The sequence below is a fragment of the Mycobacterium sp. genome, from assembly GCF_050700595.1.
Classification (GTDB): domain Bacteria; phylum Actinomycetota; class Actinomycetes; order Mycobacteriales; family Mycobacteriaceae; genus Mycobacterium.
On record NZ_JBOHHI010000202.1, the window covers coordinates 1 to 15,207 of the forward strand.

12 protein-coding genes and 1 tRNA gene are annotated in these 15,207 nt (G+C 67.2%); 6 read left to right on the plus strand and 7 right to left on the minus strand.

Annotation, left to right across the window (positions count from 1 at the left end; translation table 11 throughout):
• Positions 1-142 precede the first annotated feature (142 nt).
• Together ACRDTL_RS18840 and ACRDTL_RS18845 are read right to left on the minus strand one after the other, a co-directional pair.
• Positions 143-973: a CbiQ family ECF transporter T component gene (locus ACRDTL_RS18840; protein WP_431508224.1), complete on the minus strand. Its 831-nt coding sequence runs from the start codon at positions 971-973 to the stop codon at positions 143-145.
• Entirely contained in the window at positions 973-3,006 is a 2,034-nt protein-coding gene (locus ACRDTL_RS18845; protein WP_431508216.1) for an ATP-binding cassette domain-containing protein, read from the minus strand. The genes ACRDTL_RS18840 and ACRDTL_RS18845 overlap by 1 nt, the downstream gene beginning before the upstream one ends.
• Positions 3,007-3,091: 85 nt before the next feature.
• On the opposite strand from ACRDTL_RS18845, the gene ACRDTL_RS18850 reads away from it, so the two are divergent.
• The 3 genes from ACRDTL_RS18850 (at position 3,092) to ACRDTL_RS18860 (ending at position 8,304) form a co-directional block, all read left to right on the plus strand.
• Positions 3,092-3,571 carry a MarR family winged helix-turn-helix transcriptional regulator gene (locus ACRDTL_RS18850; RefSeq protein WP_431508217.1) on the plus strand — a complete coding sequence of 160 codons (480 nt, stop codon included), beginning with the start codon at positions 3,092-3,094 and terminating at the stop codon, positions 3,569-3,571.
• A gap of 97 nt (positions 3,572-3,668) precedes the next feature.
• Positions 3,669-6,317 carry an ATP-binding cassette domain-containing protein gene (locus ACRDTL_RS18855; RefSeq protein WP_431508218.1) on the plus strand — a complete coding sequence of 883 codons (2,649 nt, stop codon included), beginning with the start codon at positions 3,669-3,671 and terminating at the stop codon, positions 6,315-6,317.
• Between the two features lie 46 nt (positions 6,318-6,363).
• Positions 6,364-8,304: an acyl-CoA dehydrogenase gene (locus ACRDTL_RS18860; RefSeq protein WP_431508225.1), complete on the plus strand. Its 1,941-nt coding sequence runs from the start codon at positions 6,364-6,366 to the stop codon at positions 8,302-8,304.
• Between the two features lie 12 nt (positions 8,305-8,316).
• Here the strand turns inward: ACRDTL_RS18860 and ACRDTL_RS18865 are convergent.
• A tRNA-Asn gene (locus tag ACRDTL_RS18865) sits at positions 8,317-8,392 on the minus strand.
• Between the two features lie 148 nt (positions 8,393-8,540).
• Between ACRDTL_RS18865 and ACRDTL_RS18870 the strand changes: the two genes are divergently transcribed.
• Positions 8,541-8,789, plus strand: coding sequence for a hypothetical protein (locus tag ACRDTL_RS18870; protein WP_431508219.1), 249 nt, complete (start codon positions 8,541-8,543; stop codon positions 8,787-8,789).
• 68 nt (positions 8,790-8,857) lie between these two features.
• On the opposite strand, the gene dnaG is transcribed toward ACRDTL_RS18870, so the two are convergent.
• The 4 genes from dnaG to ACRDTL_RS18890 all read right to left on the minus strand — a co-directional run bounded on the left by dnaG (position 8,858) and on the right by ACRDTL_RS18890 (position 14,532).
• Positions 8,858-10,759 (minus strand): DNA primase, encoded by a 1,902-nt coding sequence (gene dnaG, locus ACRDTL_RS18875; RefSeq protein WP_431508220.1) that lies wholly within the window; start codon positions 10,757-10,759, stop codon positions 8,858-8,860.
• A gap of 26 nt (positions 10,760-10,785) precedes the next feature.
• Positions 10,786-12,033: a deoxyguanosinetriphosphate triphosphohydrolase gene (locus ACRDTL_RS18880; protein WP_431508221.1), complete on the minus strand. Its 1,248-nt coding sequence runs from the start codon at positions 12,031-12,033 to the stop codon at positions 10,786-10,788.
• A gap of 97 nt (positions 12,034-12,130) precedes the next feature.
• Positions 12,131-13,018: a hypothetical protein gene (locus ACRDTL_RS18885; RefSeq protein WP_431508222.1), complete on the minus strand. Its 888-nt coding sequence runs from the start codon at positions 13,016-13,018 to the stop codon at positions 12,131-12,133.
• 122 nt (positions 13,019-13,140) lie between these two features.
• Entirely contained in the window at positions 13,141-14,532 is a 1,392-nt protein-coding gene (locus tag ACRDTL_RS18890) for a glycine--tRNA ligase (protein WP_431508226.1), read from the minus strand.
• A 91-nt stretch (positions 14,533-14,623) separates the two neighbouring features.
• On the opposite strand from ACRDTL_RS18890, the gene ACRDTL_RS18895 reads away from it, so the two are divergent.
• Positions 14,624-15,016, plus strand: coding sequence for an ArsR/SmtB family transcription factor (locus ACRDTL_RS18895; protein ID WP_431508227.1), 393 nt, complete (start codon positions 14,624-14,626; stop codon positions 15,014-15,016).
• Positions 15,013-15,207, plus strand: a 195-nt coding sequence (locus ACRDTL_RS18900) for a transcriptional repressor (RefSeq protein ID WP_431508223.1), incomplete at its 3' end; no start/stop codon positions are given. The genes ACRDTL_RS18895 and ACRDTL_RS18900, both read left to right, overlap by 4 nt.

The window sequence follows — 15,207 nt, forward strand, 5'->3', positions numbered from 1 at the left end:
CGTCGAGTGTGAATCCTTGGCATCGAGCGTGAATGTGCGGCGGGATTTTCGCTTCGGAGCCACCCTGATTACACACTGAAAACCCTCATCGCACACTCGATGAAGCCACCGCACGGTCGGCCTATCAAGACGATCCGTAACGCTAGGCGCCTAAAGTCAGTTCCACCGCCAGCGCAGCTGCACACACCGCGAAGGCGATCAACAGGGCCAGCCAGTCGGCCAGCTTCGGCCGCGACGGGGCGGCCGAAATCTGGCCTGCACCGCCGCGCGCGGTGATCGCGTCGCCCATCTCGTCAGCGCGACGCAGCGTGACGGTGATGGCCGTGGCGAGCAGGTCGATCAGTTCCAACGCGCGGTGCCTGCGGCGAGCCCTGCGCGTGCCCGGTATCCGCTTAGGCCGCAGCCGCCGTGCAGCGTAGAGCACCCGGAACTCGTCGATCAGCATCGGAAAGGCGCGCAACGCGAGCGCCAACGCAACAGCCCAGTCCTCGATGGGTATCCGCAGCCGGCGCAACGGTCGCCCCAAAGTGGCCACGGCAGGCGCGATTTCGGCGATGTTGGTAGTCCACGAAACCATCGCTCCCACACCGAGCAGTACGATCGACAGGGCGGTGATACGCAGGAAGTGCAGCAGCCCGCCCAGTCCGAGCGAGGTTGTGCCCAGCTGGATTACCGGACTGCCACCGGCCAATGCCGCAGTGCCTCCGCCGATGGCGAGCAGGATCCAAAACCAGCCCGGCACCGACGGCAATGCGCCGCGCGGAATGTGCGCAATCCGCGCCGCCGCCAGCACCAGCGCGGCCACCAGCCCGATCGCCGCCCACCCCGGGTAAAACGTCAACAACACCGAAATCACGGCCACCACGATCAGTTTGGTGCCGGCCCACAGGTCGTGAACGGCCGAGCCGCGGGGCACCGGACACAACAGCACCACCGGGCGGGGAGGACGGCGAGGCAGTGAGGAAGTAATCATCATAACGTGCCCCTCGTCGCCGTCGATGCCGGTTCGAGCGTGCCGTCGCGCAGATACAGGGTGCGCGAGCACAACTCCGCCAGGCCGGCGGAATCGTGCGAGATCACCGCCACGGTCAGACCCCGGTCCCGGCGCAGATCCTCCAGCAACCGCAACAACCCGCGCCGGCTGGCGGCGTCCAGCCCGGCCAACGGCTCGTCGAGGATCAGCGCTCGCGGCGACCGCGCTAATAGGCCGGCCAGTGCCACCCGACGAATCTGACCGCCGCTGAGCTGGTCGATGCGCCGGTTGGCAAGCGAACCATCCAGGCCTACGACAGCCAGCGCGGCCACTACCCGGTCCAGTTCCCGAGGCGAAAAGCCCGCGGCCGAAGCGACTTCCAAATCCACCCGACTACGCATCAACTGCAGCCGGGCCGCCTGGAACGACAATGCCACCGCGCCAACCTGCTCGTGGGTGGGCCGGCCGTCGAGCAAGCACGTGCCGGTAGTCGGCGTCGTCAGCCCGGCAATGATCCAGGCCAGCGTGGACTTGCCGGACCCGTTACCGCCGTGGATCAGCACGCCATCGCCTTGATAGACCGAGAAGCTGACGTCGCGCAGCGCGGTCTTGGCCCACGGAGTGCCACTGCCGTATTCGTGGCCGACCCCGGCCAGTTCGAGCACCGGCTTGTCGCCCTGGTGATTCGCGACGGTGGCCACCGGCGCGACCGTCGTCTCGACCATGTCGGTGTTATCCGGCGAATCGCTGAGTTTGATGGTGTGGTCCGCGGAATCGGCCTGGTCGCTGTGGTGGGTGATGTGAATCAACGCCGTGCGGTGGAGCTTGGTCAGGCTCGACAGTGTGCTCAACAGCGCCTCGCGACTCTGCTGGTCGACCATGCTGGTGACCTCGTCTGCGATCAGCAATGCCGGCTCGCGCGCCAGCGCCGCAGCCATCGCCAGTCGCTGCAGTTGACCTCCGGACAGGCTTCCGGTGTCGCGTTCAGCGAGCCCGTCGAGCCCGACCTCACTGAGTAACCGGTCGACGTCGGTGGTACTGCCGGGCGGCAGCCCCCACACCACGTCATCGGCAACCCGCGTGCCCAGCACCTGGCTTTCTGGATGCTGCATGATGACCGCGGTACCGCCCGGCTTGCCCAAGCCGATCGCACCCGGCCGTTCGACGCTGCCCGACGTCGGTTCCCGGCCGGCCAGGATCAGCATCAAGGTGGTCTTTCCCGAGCCATTGGCACCGGTGATGGCGACATGTTCGCCGGCCCGCACCTGAAGGCTCACCGGGCGCAGCGCATCCTGCTGAGCGCGCGGGTAGCGGAAGCGGACCTGACTCAACCGCACGGGGATCGGTGCGATCGGCCCGCTTTCGATCCGCGCGTCCAGTTTGTGTACGTCGGGAATGCCGCGCATCCGCGCCAGCACCCGTGCCAGCGCCCACCACCCGATCAACGACACGACCATGATCGCGGCGACCGAGGAGCCGAACATCAGCCACGGCCAGTAGTGCAGCGCGACACTGACGAACCGCTTGAGGTCCCCGGCGGGCCGCTCCAGGCCGATCTGCGCCATGACCCTCGCGACCCCGGTGACATTGGCGGTGAACGCGTCGAAGATCAGGTGCCGCAGCCGCTTCAGCACGGCCAGCGCGACGACCACCGCACCGCCGAACATCGCGCCGGCCAAACACGACGCGGCGACCACCGTCGGGGTGCCGTGGCGGCGGCGTTTGACGATGCCGGTCAATCCGCCGATATAGGCGCTGGTGAAGACCGTCATGAATCCACCCAGGCCGGCAATCAGGAAGGCGATCACTCCGGCGACCACCGTCGCCGCGATCAGCACCCGCAGGCGATAGCGGAAGGCCAGCAACCCCATCGGGACGGTGCCCAGCAGCGCCAGACCCGCCGCGAACGGCACCACCACCGAGATGATCGCGGTCGCCGCGCACAGCGCCGCCATGATCGACGCCTGTGCAAGTTCATCGGGACGCAGCGATTGAGTCCGTCGGGGCGGAGCCGCTGCGCCGATCGATGTCATTTCACCTATTCTGCCAGTCGTCGAGGGGTATTCCGGCGCACCAAGGCCGCGTGCCAACTGGCGTAGATAGCCAAGCTATGCAACTATGGATGTTATGACGCCGTCCGTGACCACGGAAGCCGGCCCCGGCCTGGGGGCGGACGTGCTGGCTGTGGTCGCCCGCCTCAATCGATATGCCACCCAACGCATCCAGATGCCGTTGCCGTCCGCGCAAGCCCGACTGTTGGCGACGATCGAAGCCCACGGCGAAGCACGGATCTGTGATCTGGCGGCCGTTGACCACTGCTCGCAGCCGACGATGACCACGCAGGTCCGGCGGCTGGAAGACGCCGGCCTGGTCACTCGGGCCGCCGACGCCACCGATGCACGTGCGGTCCGCATCCAGATCACACCGGAGGGTGTCCGCACGCTCAAGCGGGTGCGCGCCGACCGGGCGGCCGCGATCGAGCCGCAATTGGCCCGGCTGCAGCCCGCCGACCGCCAGACGCTGGCCGAAGCCGTCAAGGTGCTTCGCCGGCTTCTGGAGGATTCCGTACCCAGCCCCCGGCGGGGCACCGTACGGTAACAACCCGCGACGCGACGTCCGCAGGGATTGCGGGCGCATCATGGGGGGTAGACAGACGTTGTTTAACCCAACTTGATGGGTGCGGAAGGTGGCTGCCATGCGGACGGAGGCGTTTGCGTCCCCGTTGACTGTCTGGGTCGGACCGAGCCACTACACCTTTCCCGCCGGTCGCGACGTGACCGTGGGCCGCGACCGCCGGTCGGACGTTCGTCTCGACGGCGCTGACCAGTCCACCTCGCCGACTCACCTGGTGCTGCACCATGACGGCAGGCAGTGGGTGGCCATCGACCGCAGTCAACACGGGATCTACGTCGACGGCGTGCGGATGTCAACGGTCTCCATCCGAGACGGCCGGGCGATAACCCTCGGCGATCCGCGACACGGGCTGCGACTGGTATTCCAGCTCGGCGTGCCGGCCACCGCACCGCCGGGGCAGCGCAACGTACCCCCGCGCGGCGTGCGGCCCGCGCCGCCCCGACAGCTGCCGCCTTGGCCAAGTCAGCCGCAACGCCCAGCTCAGCGACCGGGCAAGCCGGTCATGCCGGTGCAACCCAAGCAGCCCCGGTCCGGCGCATCGCCGCGATCGCATCGCCCCTCGCAGCTGCCCACTCAACCATTACGGTCACCCCCGCCACCGCAACCCCAATCCCATCCGGCCGGGTCGGCACCGCCGTCGCAGCTGCCCACCCAAGGATTTCGATCACCCGAGCCGCCCCCGCCACCGATGCCCCCGCCGCCGGTGGCGCAGCCGGAACCGCCCCGGCCGCAACCCGAACCACCCCGCGATATGCCCAAACCCGCGCCGGCCCGGCTGGCAGCTGCGCAACGTAAGGGACACCAGCTCCTCGTACGGATGACCGGTGCCGTGAGCGGTGCGATGAAACGGCTGATCCCGAAGCGAGCCGAGCCCCGCCCACATGACGAGGCGCCCACCGGTCCGTTGCCACGCGGCGACGTCTCCGCCGACCAGCCGCCGCAGCCGCGTCCCGTACCGCGCCTCGGCGCGCTGGCGGTACATCGGCTGGGGTTATGGGTCGACGGGCAACCGATGCTGGGCGATGTGTCGTTCACCGCACAACCCGGCACACTGACTGCGGTCATCGGGCCGTCGGAGGCAGCCCGAACCGGCCTGGTCAACATCATCGGCGGCGTGGTCCGGCCCGACACCGGCGGCGTCACCATCGGCGGGCACGACCCGCGCATCGAGGACGCCCGCCGCCACATCGGGATGGTGCCCCAAGACGACGTTTTGCACCTGCAACTCACGATCGAACAAGCCCTGGGCTACCTCGCCGAATTACGGCTGCCGCCAGACACTTCCGCCGAGGACCGCCGTCGGCTGGTCGACCAGGTCATCGGCGAGCTGGAGCTGACCCGGGTGCGCACCATCCAGGTCGGCAGCTTGTCGCGCGAACAACGCAAGCGTGCATCGATGGCGGCGGAACTAATCACCGGACCGTCGCTGCTCGTCCTTGACGAGCCGACCGCCGGACTAGACCCGGCGCAGCAACGGCAGACCATGGCGACGCTGCGGCGCGTCGCCGACGCCGGCCGCGTTGTGGTGGTGTCGACGACATCGGTGGACCACCTCGATGCGTGTGACCAGGTGCTGATGCTCACCGCGACCGGGATGACCGCCTTCGCCGGGCCGCCCACCGAGATCGAAGCGGCGTTGCACACCACCAACTGGCCGGAGATTTTCGCGCAACTCACCAGCGACCCCGAACGCGCCCACGACACGTTCTTGGCCCGCCGGCAGGAAACCCCGCCGGAGCAAGCCCCGGCCGCTCCGGTCGAGCCGCTGGAACGTCCGGCGCACATCGGCCTGGGACGCCAAATCGCCGTCGCGGCCCGTCGGCAGGCTTGGCTCATCGTCGGTGACCAGCGTTACTTCATCTTCCTGACGCTGCTGCCGTTGCTGTTCGGCGGGTTGGTGCTGGCGGTGCCGGGCCATGCCGGTCTCGGCCAGGCCGACCCGTACGGGAACAGTCCCGATGAGGCCCTCGAGATTCTGGTGGTGTTGAACATCGGCGCGATCATCATGGGCACGGCGTTGACGATTCGCGACGTATTCGCCGAACGGTTCCTCTTCCGCCGTGAGCAAGCCGACGGATTGTCGACGGTTGCTTACCTGGCCGCCAAAATCGGGGTATCGAGCCTCGTAGCGATCGTCCAGACTGCCATCATCACCACGGTCGCGGTCGCCGGCAAAGGTGCGCCCAGCCGCGGCGCCGTCCTGCTCGGCTCCCCGGCGCTCGAGCTCTACCTGGCCGTGGTTGTCACGGCCATCGTGTCGGCGATCGTGGCGCTGGCGCTGTCGTCGCTGGCAAAATACACCGAGCAGCTCGCGCTGATGGCGGTGCTGGCGGTTCTGATCTCAGTTCTGTTCTCCGGCGGCGCTTTTCCGCTTGCCGGCCGGTTCGGCCTGGAACAGGCCTCCTGGCTGCTGCCGTCGCGGTGGGGGTTTGCGGCCTCGGCTTCCACCGTCGACCTGCATGCGATCAATTCGCTGACCGCCTACGACGCGTCGTGGAGCCACTCGGCGGGCTGGTGGCTGTTCGACATGGCGGTGCTGATCGCCCTCGGCATGGTGTGTACCGCCTTCCTGCTGTGGCGGCTGCGGCGCATCCGGCAGGCCGCGGACGCGGTGACCGGCGGTGGGCGTCCGACACTCACGTCACACGACCAACGCAACGAGCCTCCCGACGAGGTAGGTCGCGGCGATGGCGACCGCGCCGAACAATAACTACCGCGATGCTGCATGCGGAGACAGCACCGCGTTACCGTCGGGTATGGCGCCCAACATGACAACCACTGCCGAGCATCTGCGCAACACGCTGGACGGGCGGTGGCGCGATGTGAAGAACCAGATGCGGGTGCGGCTGACCGACGAGGTATTCCGTCCGCACCACACCCCGAACACCGTGATCGCCCGCACCAAGGTGGCGGAACAGATGAAGATCATGGCCGACGCCGGCGCCGCCGACGACGGCTTCCGCAAGGAACACGGTGGCACCGGCAACGTCGGCGCGGCGATCACGATGATCGAGATGCTGGCCATGTCGGACCTGTCGCTGATGGTCAAGGCCGGTGTGCAATGGGGTCTGTTCGGCGGTGCCGTCGAGAATCTGGGCACCGAACGTCACCACGAGGCGTATGTGAAAAAGATCATCAACCTCGAGTTGCGAGGTTGCTTCGCGATGACCGAATGGGGCCACGGCAGCGACGTCCAGTCGCTGGAGACCACCGCGGCCTACGACGCGGCCACCCAGGAGTTCGTCATAGACTCATCCACCCCGTCAGCGCGCAAGGAGTACATCGGTGGCGCCGCCGAAACCGCTATGGTGGCGGCGGTATTCGCGCGCCTGATCACCTCAGAGGACGGCAAGCCGGTGGACCACGGCGTGCACTGCTTCATCGTGCCGATCCGCGACGACGACGGCAACGATCTACCCGGGGTGACGACGTCGGATAACCACTACAAGGGCGGTCTGCCCGGCGTCGACAACGGCCGCATCGTGTTCGATCACGTCCGGGTTCCGCGGGAGAACCTGCTGAACAAATTCGGCGATGTCGGCCCGGACGGCACCTACACGTCGCCGATCGAAAACCCCAGCCGCCGGTTCTTCACCATGATCGGCACACTGATCCGCGGGCGGGTCTGCGTGGGCGGCAGCGCAGGCAACGCGGCCCGCTTGGCACTGGATATTGCCACCCGATATGCATTGCAGCGCAGGCAATTCAGCGCACCCGATGACGACGACGAGGTGCTGATCATGGATTACCTGGTGCACCAGCGCCGGTTGTTTCCGTTGATCGCCAAGTCCTACGCCTTGCAGTTCGCGCAGAACGAACTGGTGGCCAAATGCCACGATCTGCAGACGGCGGATGCCCCGGACGCCGAGGAACAGCGCGAACTGGAATCGCGGGCAGCCGGTTTGAAGGCCGCCAACACCTGGCACGCCAGCCGGGCTATTCAGGAAGCCAGGGAGGCTTGCGGCGGAGCCGGTTACATGGCGGAGAACCGGCTGATCGCGCTGCGGGGCGACACCGACGTGTTCACCACCTTCGAGGGCGACAACCACGTGCTGACCCAGTTGGTGGCCAAGGAACTGCTGACCGCCTACGCCGACGACATCCGCAGCATGAGCCCGGTGGAATGGGTTCGCTTCGCGGCCAACGCCGTTAGCGATCGGGTGATGAAACGTACTGCGGCAGAGACTATCATTCAAAGGATCGTGGACGCCCGGCAGGACAACGAAGAAGAGGGCAGTTTGTTCAACCGGGGGACCCAGGTGACGATGTTCGAGGACCGTGAGGAGTACCTGCTGTCGTCGGTAGCGCGCCGGCTGCAGGGCAAATCCAACGAGATGTCCGCGTTCGACGCCTTCAACGCCGTGCAGGATCACGTGCTGCACGCCGCGACCGCGCATATCGATCGGGTGCTGTTGGAGTCGTTCGTTGCCGGGATCGACTCGTGTGAGGACGAAAAGGCCCGCGAGATCCTGGACCTGGTCTGCGACCTGTACGCGTTGTCGGTGATCGAGGACGACAAGGCGTGGTATATCGAGCACCGGTATCTGTCCACCGACCGGGCCAAGGCGGTTACTCGCGGAATCAACGAGCGGTGCCGGCAGTTGCGGCCGTATGCGGAGACGCTGGTCGGGGGGTTCGGCATCCCCGAGGAACTGCGCTACGCAGAAATGCTGCACCCGGAGAATCTGCCGGACTGATGGGCTTGGTCGTGGCTCCCCCGCCTGGACTCGAACCAGGAACCCTTCGGTTAACAGCCGAATGCTCTGCCAATTGAGCTACAGGGGACTGCCCAGCTCCCGTGGAAGCAACCGCACGACGAGGGATGACTCTAGCTTACGGGCATGCGGCCGCGCCAAGTCACCAGCGTCGGCGCGCCGCTACCGGCTTGGGTGAGGCAGGATGGAGCCACGCACCATTGTTGGGAGGGTCCGCTTTGATCCGGTATGTCGTCGTATTGGGGCTGGGTTACGTGTTGGGCGCGAAAGCCGGCCGCCGCCGCTACGAGCAGATGGTCGGCACCTACCGCGCCCTGACCAGCAGTCCCACCGCCAAATCGCTGATCGAGGCGGGCCGACGCAAGGTCGCCAACCGGGTCTCACCCGACGCGCGGATGGTGACGTTGACCGAGATCGACACCACCACCACCGTCGTGGAGCAGCAAAAGCAGCGCAGCGCGACCTGACTGCGATCGCCTCTGAGCCTGTCGGTCGGCGACCCGCTGCACTCGGCTTCGCCGAGCTTGCGATCGCCTCAGGCGGTCAGGTCGTCGCCGCTGGCCTGTTCGAGCAGGCTGCGCCGATAAGCCTCCATCGCAACCAGGTCGCCGAACAAGGCGTGATACTCGTCGCCCTGCTCGACCGGTGACATGCGCTGCAGCTTGGACTTGACCTCGGCGATCTGGCGACCCACCCAGACTTCTTGCAGCCGGGCCAGCACCCCGGCGATGTAGCGCGGCAGCTTGTCGTCGTCGTCGACCCGGATGGCTTCGACGCCCAACTCACTGACCAGCCCGGCCGCTGCCGGCGACGATGCCTGTTGGCGCACCGCATCAAGCCATTGCGCCCCGGTGATTCCCGCGGCGGTGCCGCCGGCCGCGTCGATCCCCGCGCGCACCGCCGCATAGCCGGGATGGGTGAAGCTCTCGACGGTCAACGCGTCGAACACCGGGCCCGCCAACGCCGGATACTGCAGCGCCGACTTGATCGCCTCGCGCTGCGGCCACAGCGTCGGGTCGCGGGGATCGGGACGAAGCGTGGCGGGCTTGGCCGGGCCGGTTTCGGCGGGTGCGGTATCGCTGCGCCGGGACCGGCTACGCGCGGGGCGTTTGGCTTCTTCGCGCACCCGACCGACCACCTGGGCAACATCCGGCCACCCGACCCAGCCGGCGAGTTGGCGCGCATACTCGTCACGCAGCGTGGGATCCTTGATCTGGGCGACCATCGGCACACAGCGCCGCAGCGCGGCCACCCGGCCCTCGGCGCTGTCCAGGTCGATCTCAGCCAGCGCAGAGCGAATCACGAACTCGAACAACGGGGTTCGGCGCGCCACCAGATCTCGCAACGCGCCGTCCCCGGACGCCAACCGCAGATCGCAGGGATCCATCCCGTCGGCCGCGACCGCGACGAAGGACTGGCCGGCCAGGTGCTGCTCGCCGGCAAAGGCTTTGAGCGCAGCGTTTCGGCCCGCTTCGTCGCCGTCGAACACATAGATCAGTTCGCCGCGAAAGAAGTTGTCGTCCATCATCAGTCGGCGCAGCATCGCCAGGTGCTCGTCGCCGAACGCGGTGCCGCAGGATGCGACCGCCGTCGTCACCCCGGCCAGGTGCATCGCCATCACGTCGGTGTAGCCCTCCACCACGACGGCCTGATGCCCCTTGGCGATATCGCGCTTGGCCATATCGATCCCGAACAGCGCCGACGACTTCTTGTACAGCAGCGTCTCGGGGGTGTTGACGTACTTGGCTTCCATCGGGTCGTCGTCGAACAGCCGCCGCGCGCCGAACCCGATCACCTCACCGGCCGGCGTGCGGATCGGCCACAGCAGCCGCCGATGGAACCGGTCGATCGGACCGCGGCGCCCTTCTCGGGACAGGCCGGCAGCCTCGAGCTCCTTGAATTCAAAGCCCTTGCGCAGCAAGTGCTTTGTCAGGCGATCCCAGCCTGACGGCGCGAACCCGCAGTCGAAGTGACGGGCCGCGTCGGCGTCGAAGTTCCGCTCCGTCAAGTACTGGCGGGCCGGCGCGGCCTCGGCCGATTCCAGGGCCTCCGCGTAGAACGCCAACGCCGCGGCATTGGCGGCCAGCAGCCTGCTGCGGCTGCCGCGATCGCGCTGCACACTGGTGGCCGCGCCGGTGTAGCTGATCGTGTAGCCGCTCCGGTCGGCCAGCAGTTCGACGGCTTCGACGAAGTTGACGTGTTCGATCTTCTGGACGAATGCGTACACGTCGCCGCCTTCGCCGCAGCCGAAGCAGTGGAAGTGGCCGTGCTGGGGCCGCACATGAAACGAGGGCGTCTTCTCGTCGTGAAACGGACACAGACCCTTCAGCGAGTCGGCACCGGCGCGCCGCAGCTGCACATAATCTCCGACGACCTCATCGATGTGGACCCGTTCGCGGATGGCGGCGATATCGCGATCGGAGATACGGCCGGCCATCGGCTCAGTGTAGAGCGCCCACGCGACTAATCGGCCTCGATGCGTTCCAGTCGCCCCTCGGTGTAGGAGGCGATCTGGTCGACGATGACCCGCAGCCGGGCGCCGTCGTCGGTGGCGGTGTTGAAGGCCGGGACGAAAATCGGGTCGAGGGTTCGCGGCGCGCCGGCCAGCAGCCAGCGAGCGACCTGGTGAATCCGCTCGCGCTGTGCACGTTGACGTTCCTGATGTCGCGGGTCGGACATGATGAGCTGCAACGCCAGGATCTTCAGCACCGCGACTTCGGCGCGGACCAGCTCCGGCACCTGCAGGTCGGCCGCATAGCGCACCAGCGGGCCGGGCCCGGCGGCCGAGCGGGTGGCCGCGATGGCCGCCGAGGCGAACCGCCCGACCAGTTCGCTGGTCAACCGTTTGAGCGCGACGGACGCCGGCAGCGTGGCGTCGTACTTGCCGACCGCGGCCACCACCGGTAGCCGCGACAGCCGCTGCGCGGCCGCAACCAGGTCGTCGGCGCTCACCCGGGAGAATGCGCTCTCCCCCAGCTTGCCCAGCTCTGCGGCGTCGTCGTCGTCGGCGAGCACGCGCAGGTCGATGCGCCCCGAGATGACCCCGTCTTCGACGTCGTGTACCGAGTACGCGACGTCGTCGGCCCAGTCCATCACCTGCGCTTCCAGACAGCCGCGATCGGGCGGCGCGCCCGCGCGCATCCAGGCGGCCGCGCCGCGGTCGGCATCGTAAAAACCGAACTTGCGCCGCTCGGCAGAACGAGTCCACGGGTATTTGGTGACCGCGTCCAGCGCTGCCCGGGTCAGATTCAGCCCGGCGCTACGTCCTTGCGGATCAAGGACTTTGGGTTCCAAGCTGGTCAGGATCCGAAAGTTCTGCGCGTTGCCCTCGAAGCCGCCGTACGCCGCGGCGACCTCGTCGAGCGCGTCCTCCCCGTTGTGCCCATACGGCGGGTGCCCGATGTCGTGGGCCAGCCCGGCCATGTCGACCAGGTCGGGATCACAGCCCAGCCCGATCGCCATGCCCCGCCCGATCTGGGCGACTTCCAGCGAGTGGGTCAGCCGGGTGCGCGGGTTCTCGCTCTCCCGGGGGCCGACGACCTGCGTTTTGTCGGCCAGCCGGCGCAGCGCTGCGCTGTGCAGGACGCGGGCACGGTCGCGCGCGAAGTCGGTGCGGTGCTGGCCTTCGGCGCCCGGCAGTCCGGCGGTCTTGGGTGCTTCATGCACCAACCGCTGGCGGTCGAGGTCGTTGTAGGCATCCTGCGGGGTCATTGCTGCACAGTCTGCCAGGGCGGTGCTTGCCGCGTTTCGCCGCGAGCGTGCGTGTCCCCGGCCGACGCGCCGGTCTAATCTCCGGGTTTGCGCACGTTCACGCCGCCCGCGGGCGGGCTAACTCGGCGTCAATCCGGCGCACCATGTCCCAGGAGCGGCGCCGCACGTCATCACCCACAATTGAGAGCACCGTCCATCCGACTTCTCGCAGCGCGGCACGCTTTTGTCGGTCGCGGCGCAGGTCGTCGGGGCCGCTGTGCCAGTCGAATCCGTCGTACTCGACGGCGACCAGGCGGTCGGGCCACGCGAAGTCGACCCGCCATGTCTGCCAGTTGCGGTCGACGATCTCGTACTGCAGTACCGGCGGGGGGAGCCCGCCGTCGTGCATCGCCAGACGTGCCTCGCTTTCCATTGGCGATTCCGATTCGACGGCGGCCATTGGGATCAACTCCCGCACGTGGACGATGCCCCGTCGTCCAGCCTGAAGAGCAGACGCCTTGTATAGCTGGCGTCGATCACAGGCTCGGCTGCGCAGCGCTGCGTCCAGCGTTGCCAGCGCCCGTGGCCGGCGCAGACCGCGTGCGACTTCGACGGCCGTCCAACCTGGTTCGGTGGCCGGCCTGCCGTCGACCATGCTCAGCGGGGCACCCTCACGACGGTGCACGATCAGACCGTCGGAGTCACGCAGCTGATGCCCGGCCGGGTTCAGCACGTGCAGGTCAACGGTATCTTCGGTGTCGAATCCATAAGCGGCGGCGGCGGTTCCGAGGCAAATTGCGACGGGTTCACCGGCTCGCAGGTCCAAACCCCGCACCTGCATCGGCAGGTCGGGATCTGTTTGAGCGTAGACGCCAGTCCACACGCTGACGAGTTCACCGCGCGCGACGCGGGTTTCGAATCCTGCGCGGCCGAGATGCCTTAGTAGTTGCCCGGTTGTCGCCACTCCGCCTTGGTTGGCCAAGAACATGTCCAGATCGTCTGTCATCGTTGGATCGTGCAACCGTCGCAGTCCGGGCGGTAGCCAGCCTTGTGGATGACGAACGTGCGCTGTCTACGGGATTTGCTCGGCGTGTCTGCCGGGGACACGCACGCTCGCGCGAGAGGTGGCTAGCAGCCTTTCATCCGCACCGTCAGGTAATCGGCAACAGCGTCGATGGCGACCCGATCCTGCGTCATGGCGTCGCGTTCGCGGATCGTGGCCGCATGGTCGTCGAGCGAGTCGAAGTCGATCGTCACGCAATACGGCGTCCCGATCTCGTCCTGGCGCCGGTAACGCCGTCCGATCGCGCCGGCGTCGTCGAACTCGACATTCCAGCACTTGCGCAACTCAGCGGCCAGATCGCGGGCCTTGGGGCTCAAGTCCGCGTGCCTGGATAGCGGCAACACCGCAGCCTTAACCGGTGCCAGCCGCGGATCAAGCCGCAACACGGTGCGTTTTTCCATGTCGCCCTTGGCATTCGGAGCCTCATCCTCGACATAGGCGTCGACCAAGAACGCCATGAACGACCGCGTCAGCCCGGCCGCCGGTTCGATCACGTACGGCACATACCGGGCGTCGGCGGCCTGGTCGTAGTACGACAGGTCCGCTCCGGAATGCTTTGCGTGCGTGGATAAGTCGAAGTCGGTGCGGTTGGCTACCCCTTCCAGCTCACCCCAGGGGTTACCGACGAAGCCGAACTTGTACTCGATGTCGACGGTGCGATCTGAGTAGTGCGAGAGCTTGTCCTTGGGGTGTTCCCACAGCCGCAGGTTGTCGCGGTCGATGCCGAGGTCGATATACCAGGCCAGCCGGGTGTCGATCCAATACTGGTGCCACTGCGGCGCCGTCGACGGTTCGACGAAGAACTCCATCTCCATCTGTTCGAACTCGCGGGTGCGGAAGATGAAGTTGCCGGGCGTGATCTCGTTGCGGAAGCTCTTGCCGGTCTGCGCGATGCCGAACGGCGGCTTTTTGCGCGACGTCGTCATCACGTTGGTGAAGTTGATGAAGATGCCCTGCGCGGTCTCCGGCCGCAGATAGTGCAGCCCCTCCTCGGTTTCGATCGGCCCGAGGTGGGTCTTGAGCATCATGTTGAACTCGCGCGGCTCGGTCCACTGGCCGGGCTCGCCGGTATCCGGGTCGCGGATATCGGCCAGCCCGTTCGGCGGCGGGTGCCCGTGCTTTTGTTCGTAGGCCTCGATGAGGTGATCGGCGCGGTAGCGCTTGTGCGTGATCAGCGACTCGACCAGTGGGTCGTGGAACACCTCGACATGCCCGGAGGCGACCCACACCTCGCGCGGCAAGATAATCGAGGAATCCAGGCCGACGACGTCGTCGCGGCCGGTGACCACCGAGTGCCACCACTGCCGCTTGATGTTCTCCTTGAGCTCCACCCCCAACGGCCCGTAATCCCAGGCCGACTTGGTGCCGCCGTAGATCTCCCCGGAGGGGTAGACGAGCCCGCGCCGTTTGGCCAGGTTGACGACGGTGTCGATGACGGACGCCACGAGATGGTGCACTCCTGTCTGCGGGATGGGGATGATGAGCACCGTCATCGTAGCGATCGACCACTCGGTCTTTGACATGCGTCATTACGCATGTGACAGTGGAATCAACATGTCCCCCCCGACGTCAACGGCAGCCGACGGCGACGAACTGGTCCCCGCCCTGCTACAAGACCACCCGCACGGCGCGTCGTGCGAGTTCCCGGCACCGCCTCCGCGGGACATTCTCGACGCTGCCGGTGAGCTGCTGCGCGCGCTGGCCGCACCGGTACGGATCGCGATCGTGCTTCAGCTGCGTGAGTCCCAGCGCTGCGTGCACGAGTTGGTCGACGCCCTGGGTGTGCCGCAGCCGCTGGTCAGCCAGCATCTGAAGATCCTCAAGGCGGCGGGCGTGGTCGCCGGGGAACGGTCGGGGCGCGAGGTGCTCTACCGGCTGGCCGATCATCACCTGGCGCATATCGTGATCGACGCCGTCGCGCATGCCGGGGAGGACAAGTGAGCGGCACCAGTGTGCGCTCCACCCGGCAGCGGGCGGCGATTTCGACGCTGCTGGACACGCTCGACGACTTCCGATCGGCCCAGGAGCTGCACGACGAGTTGCGCCGGCGCGGCGAGAACATCGGGCTGACCACCGTCTACCGGACCCTGCAGTCGATGGCAGCGGCGGGGCTGGTCGACACGCTGCGCACC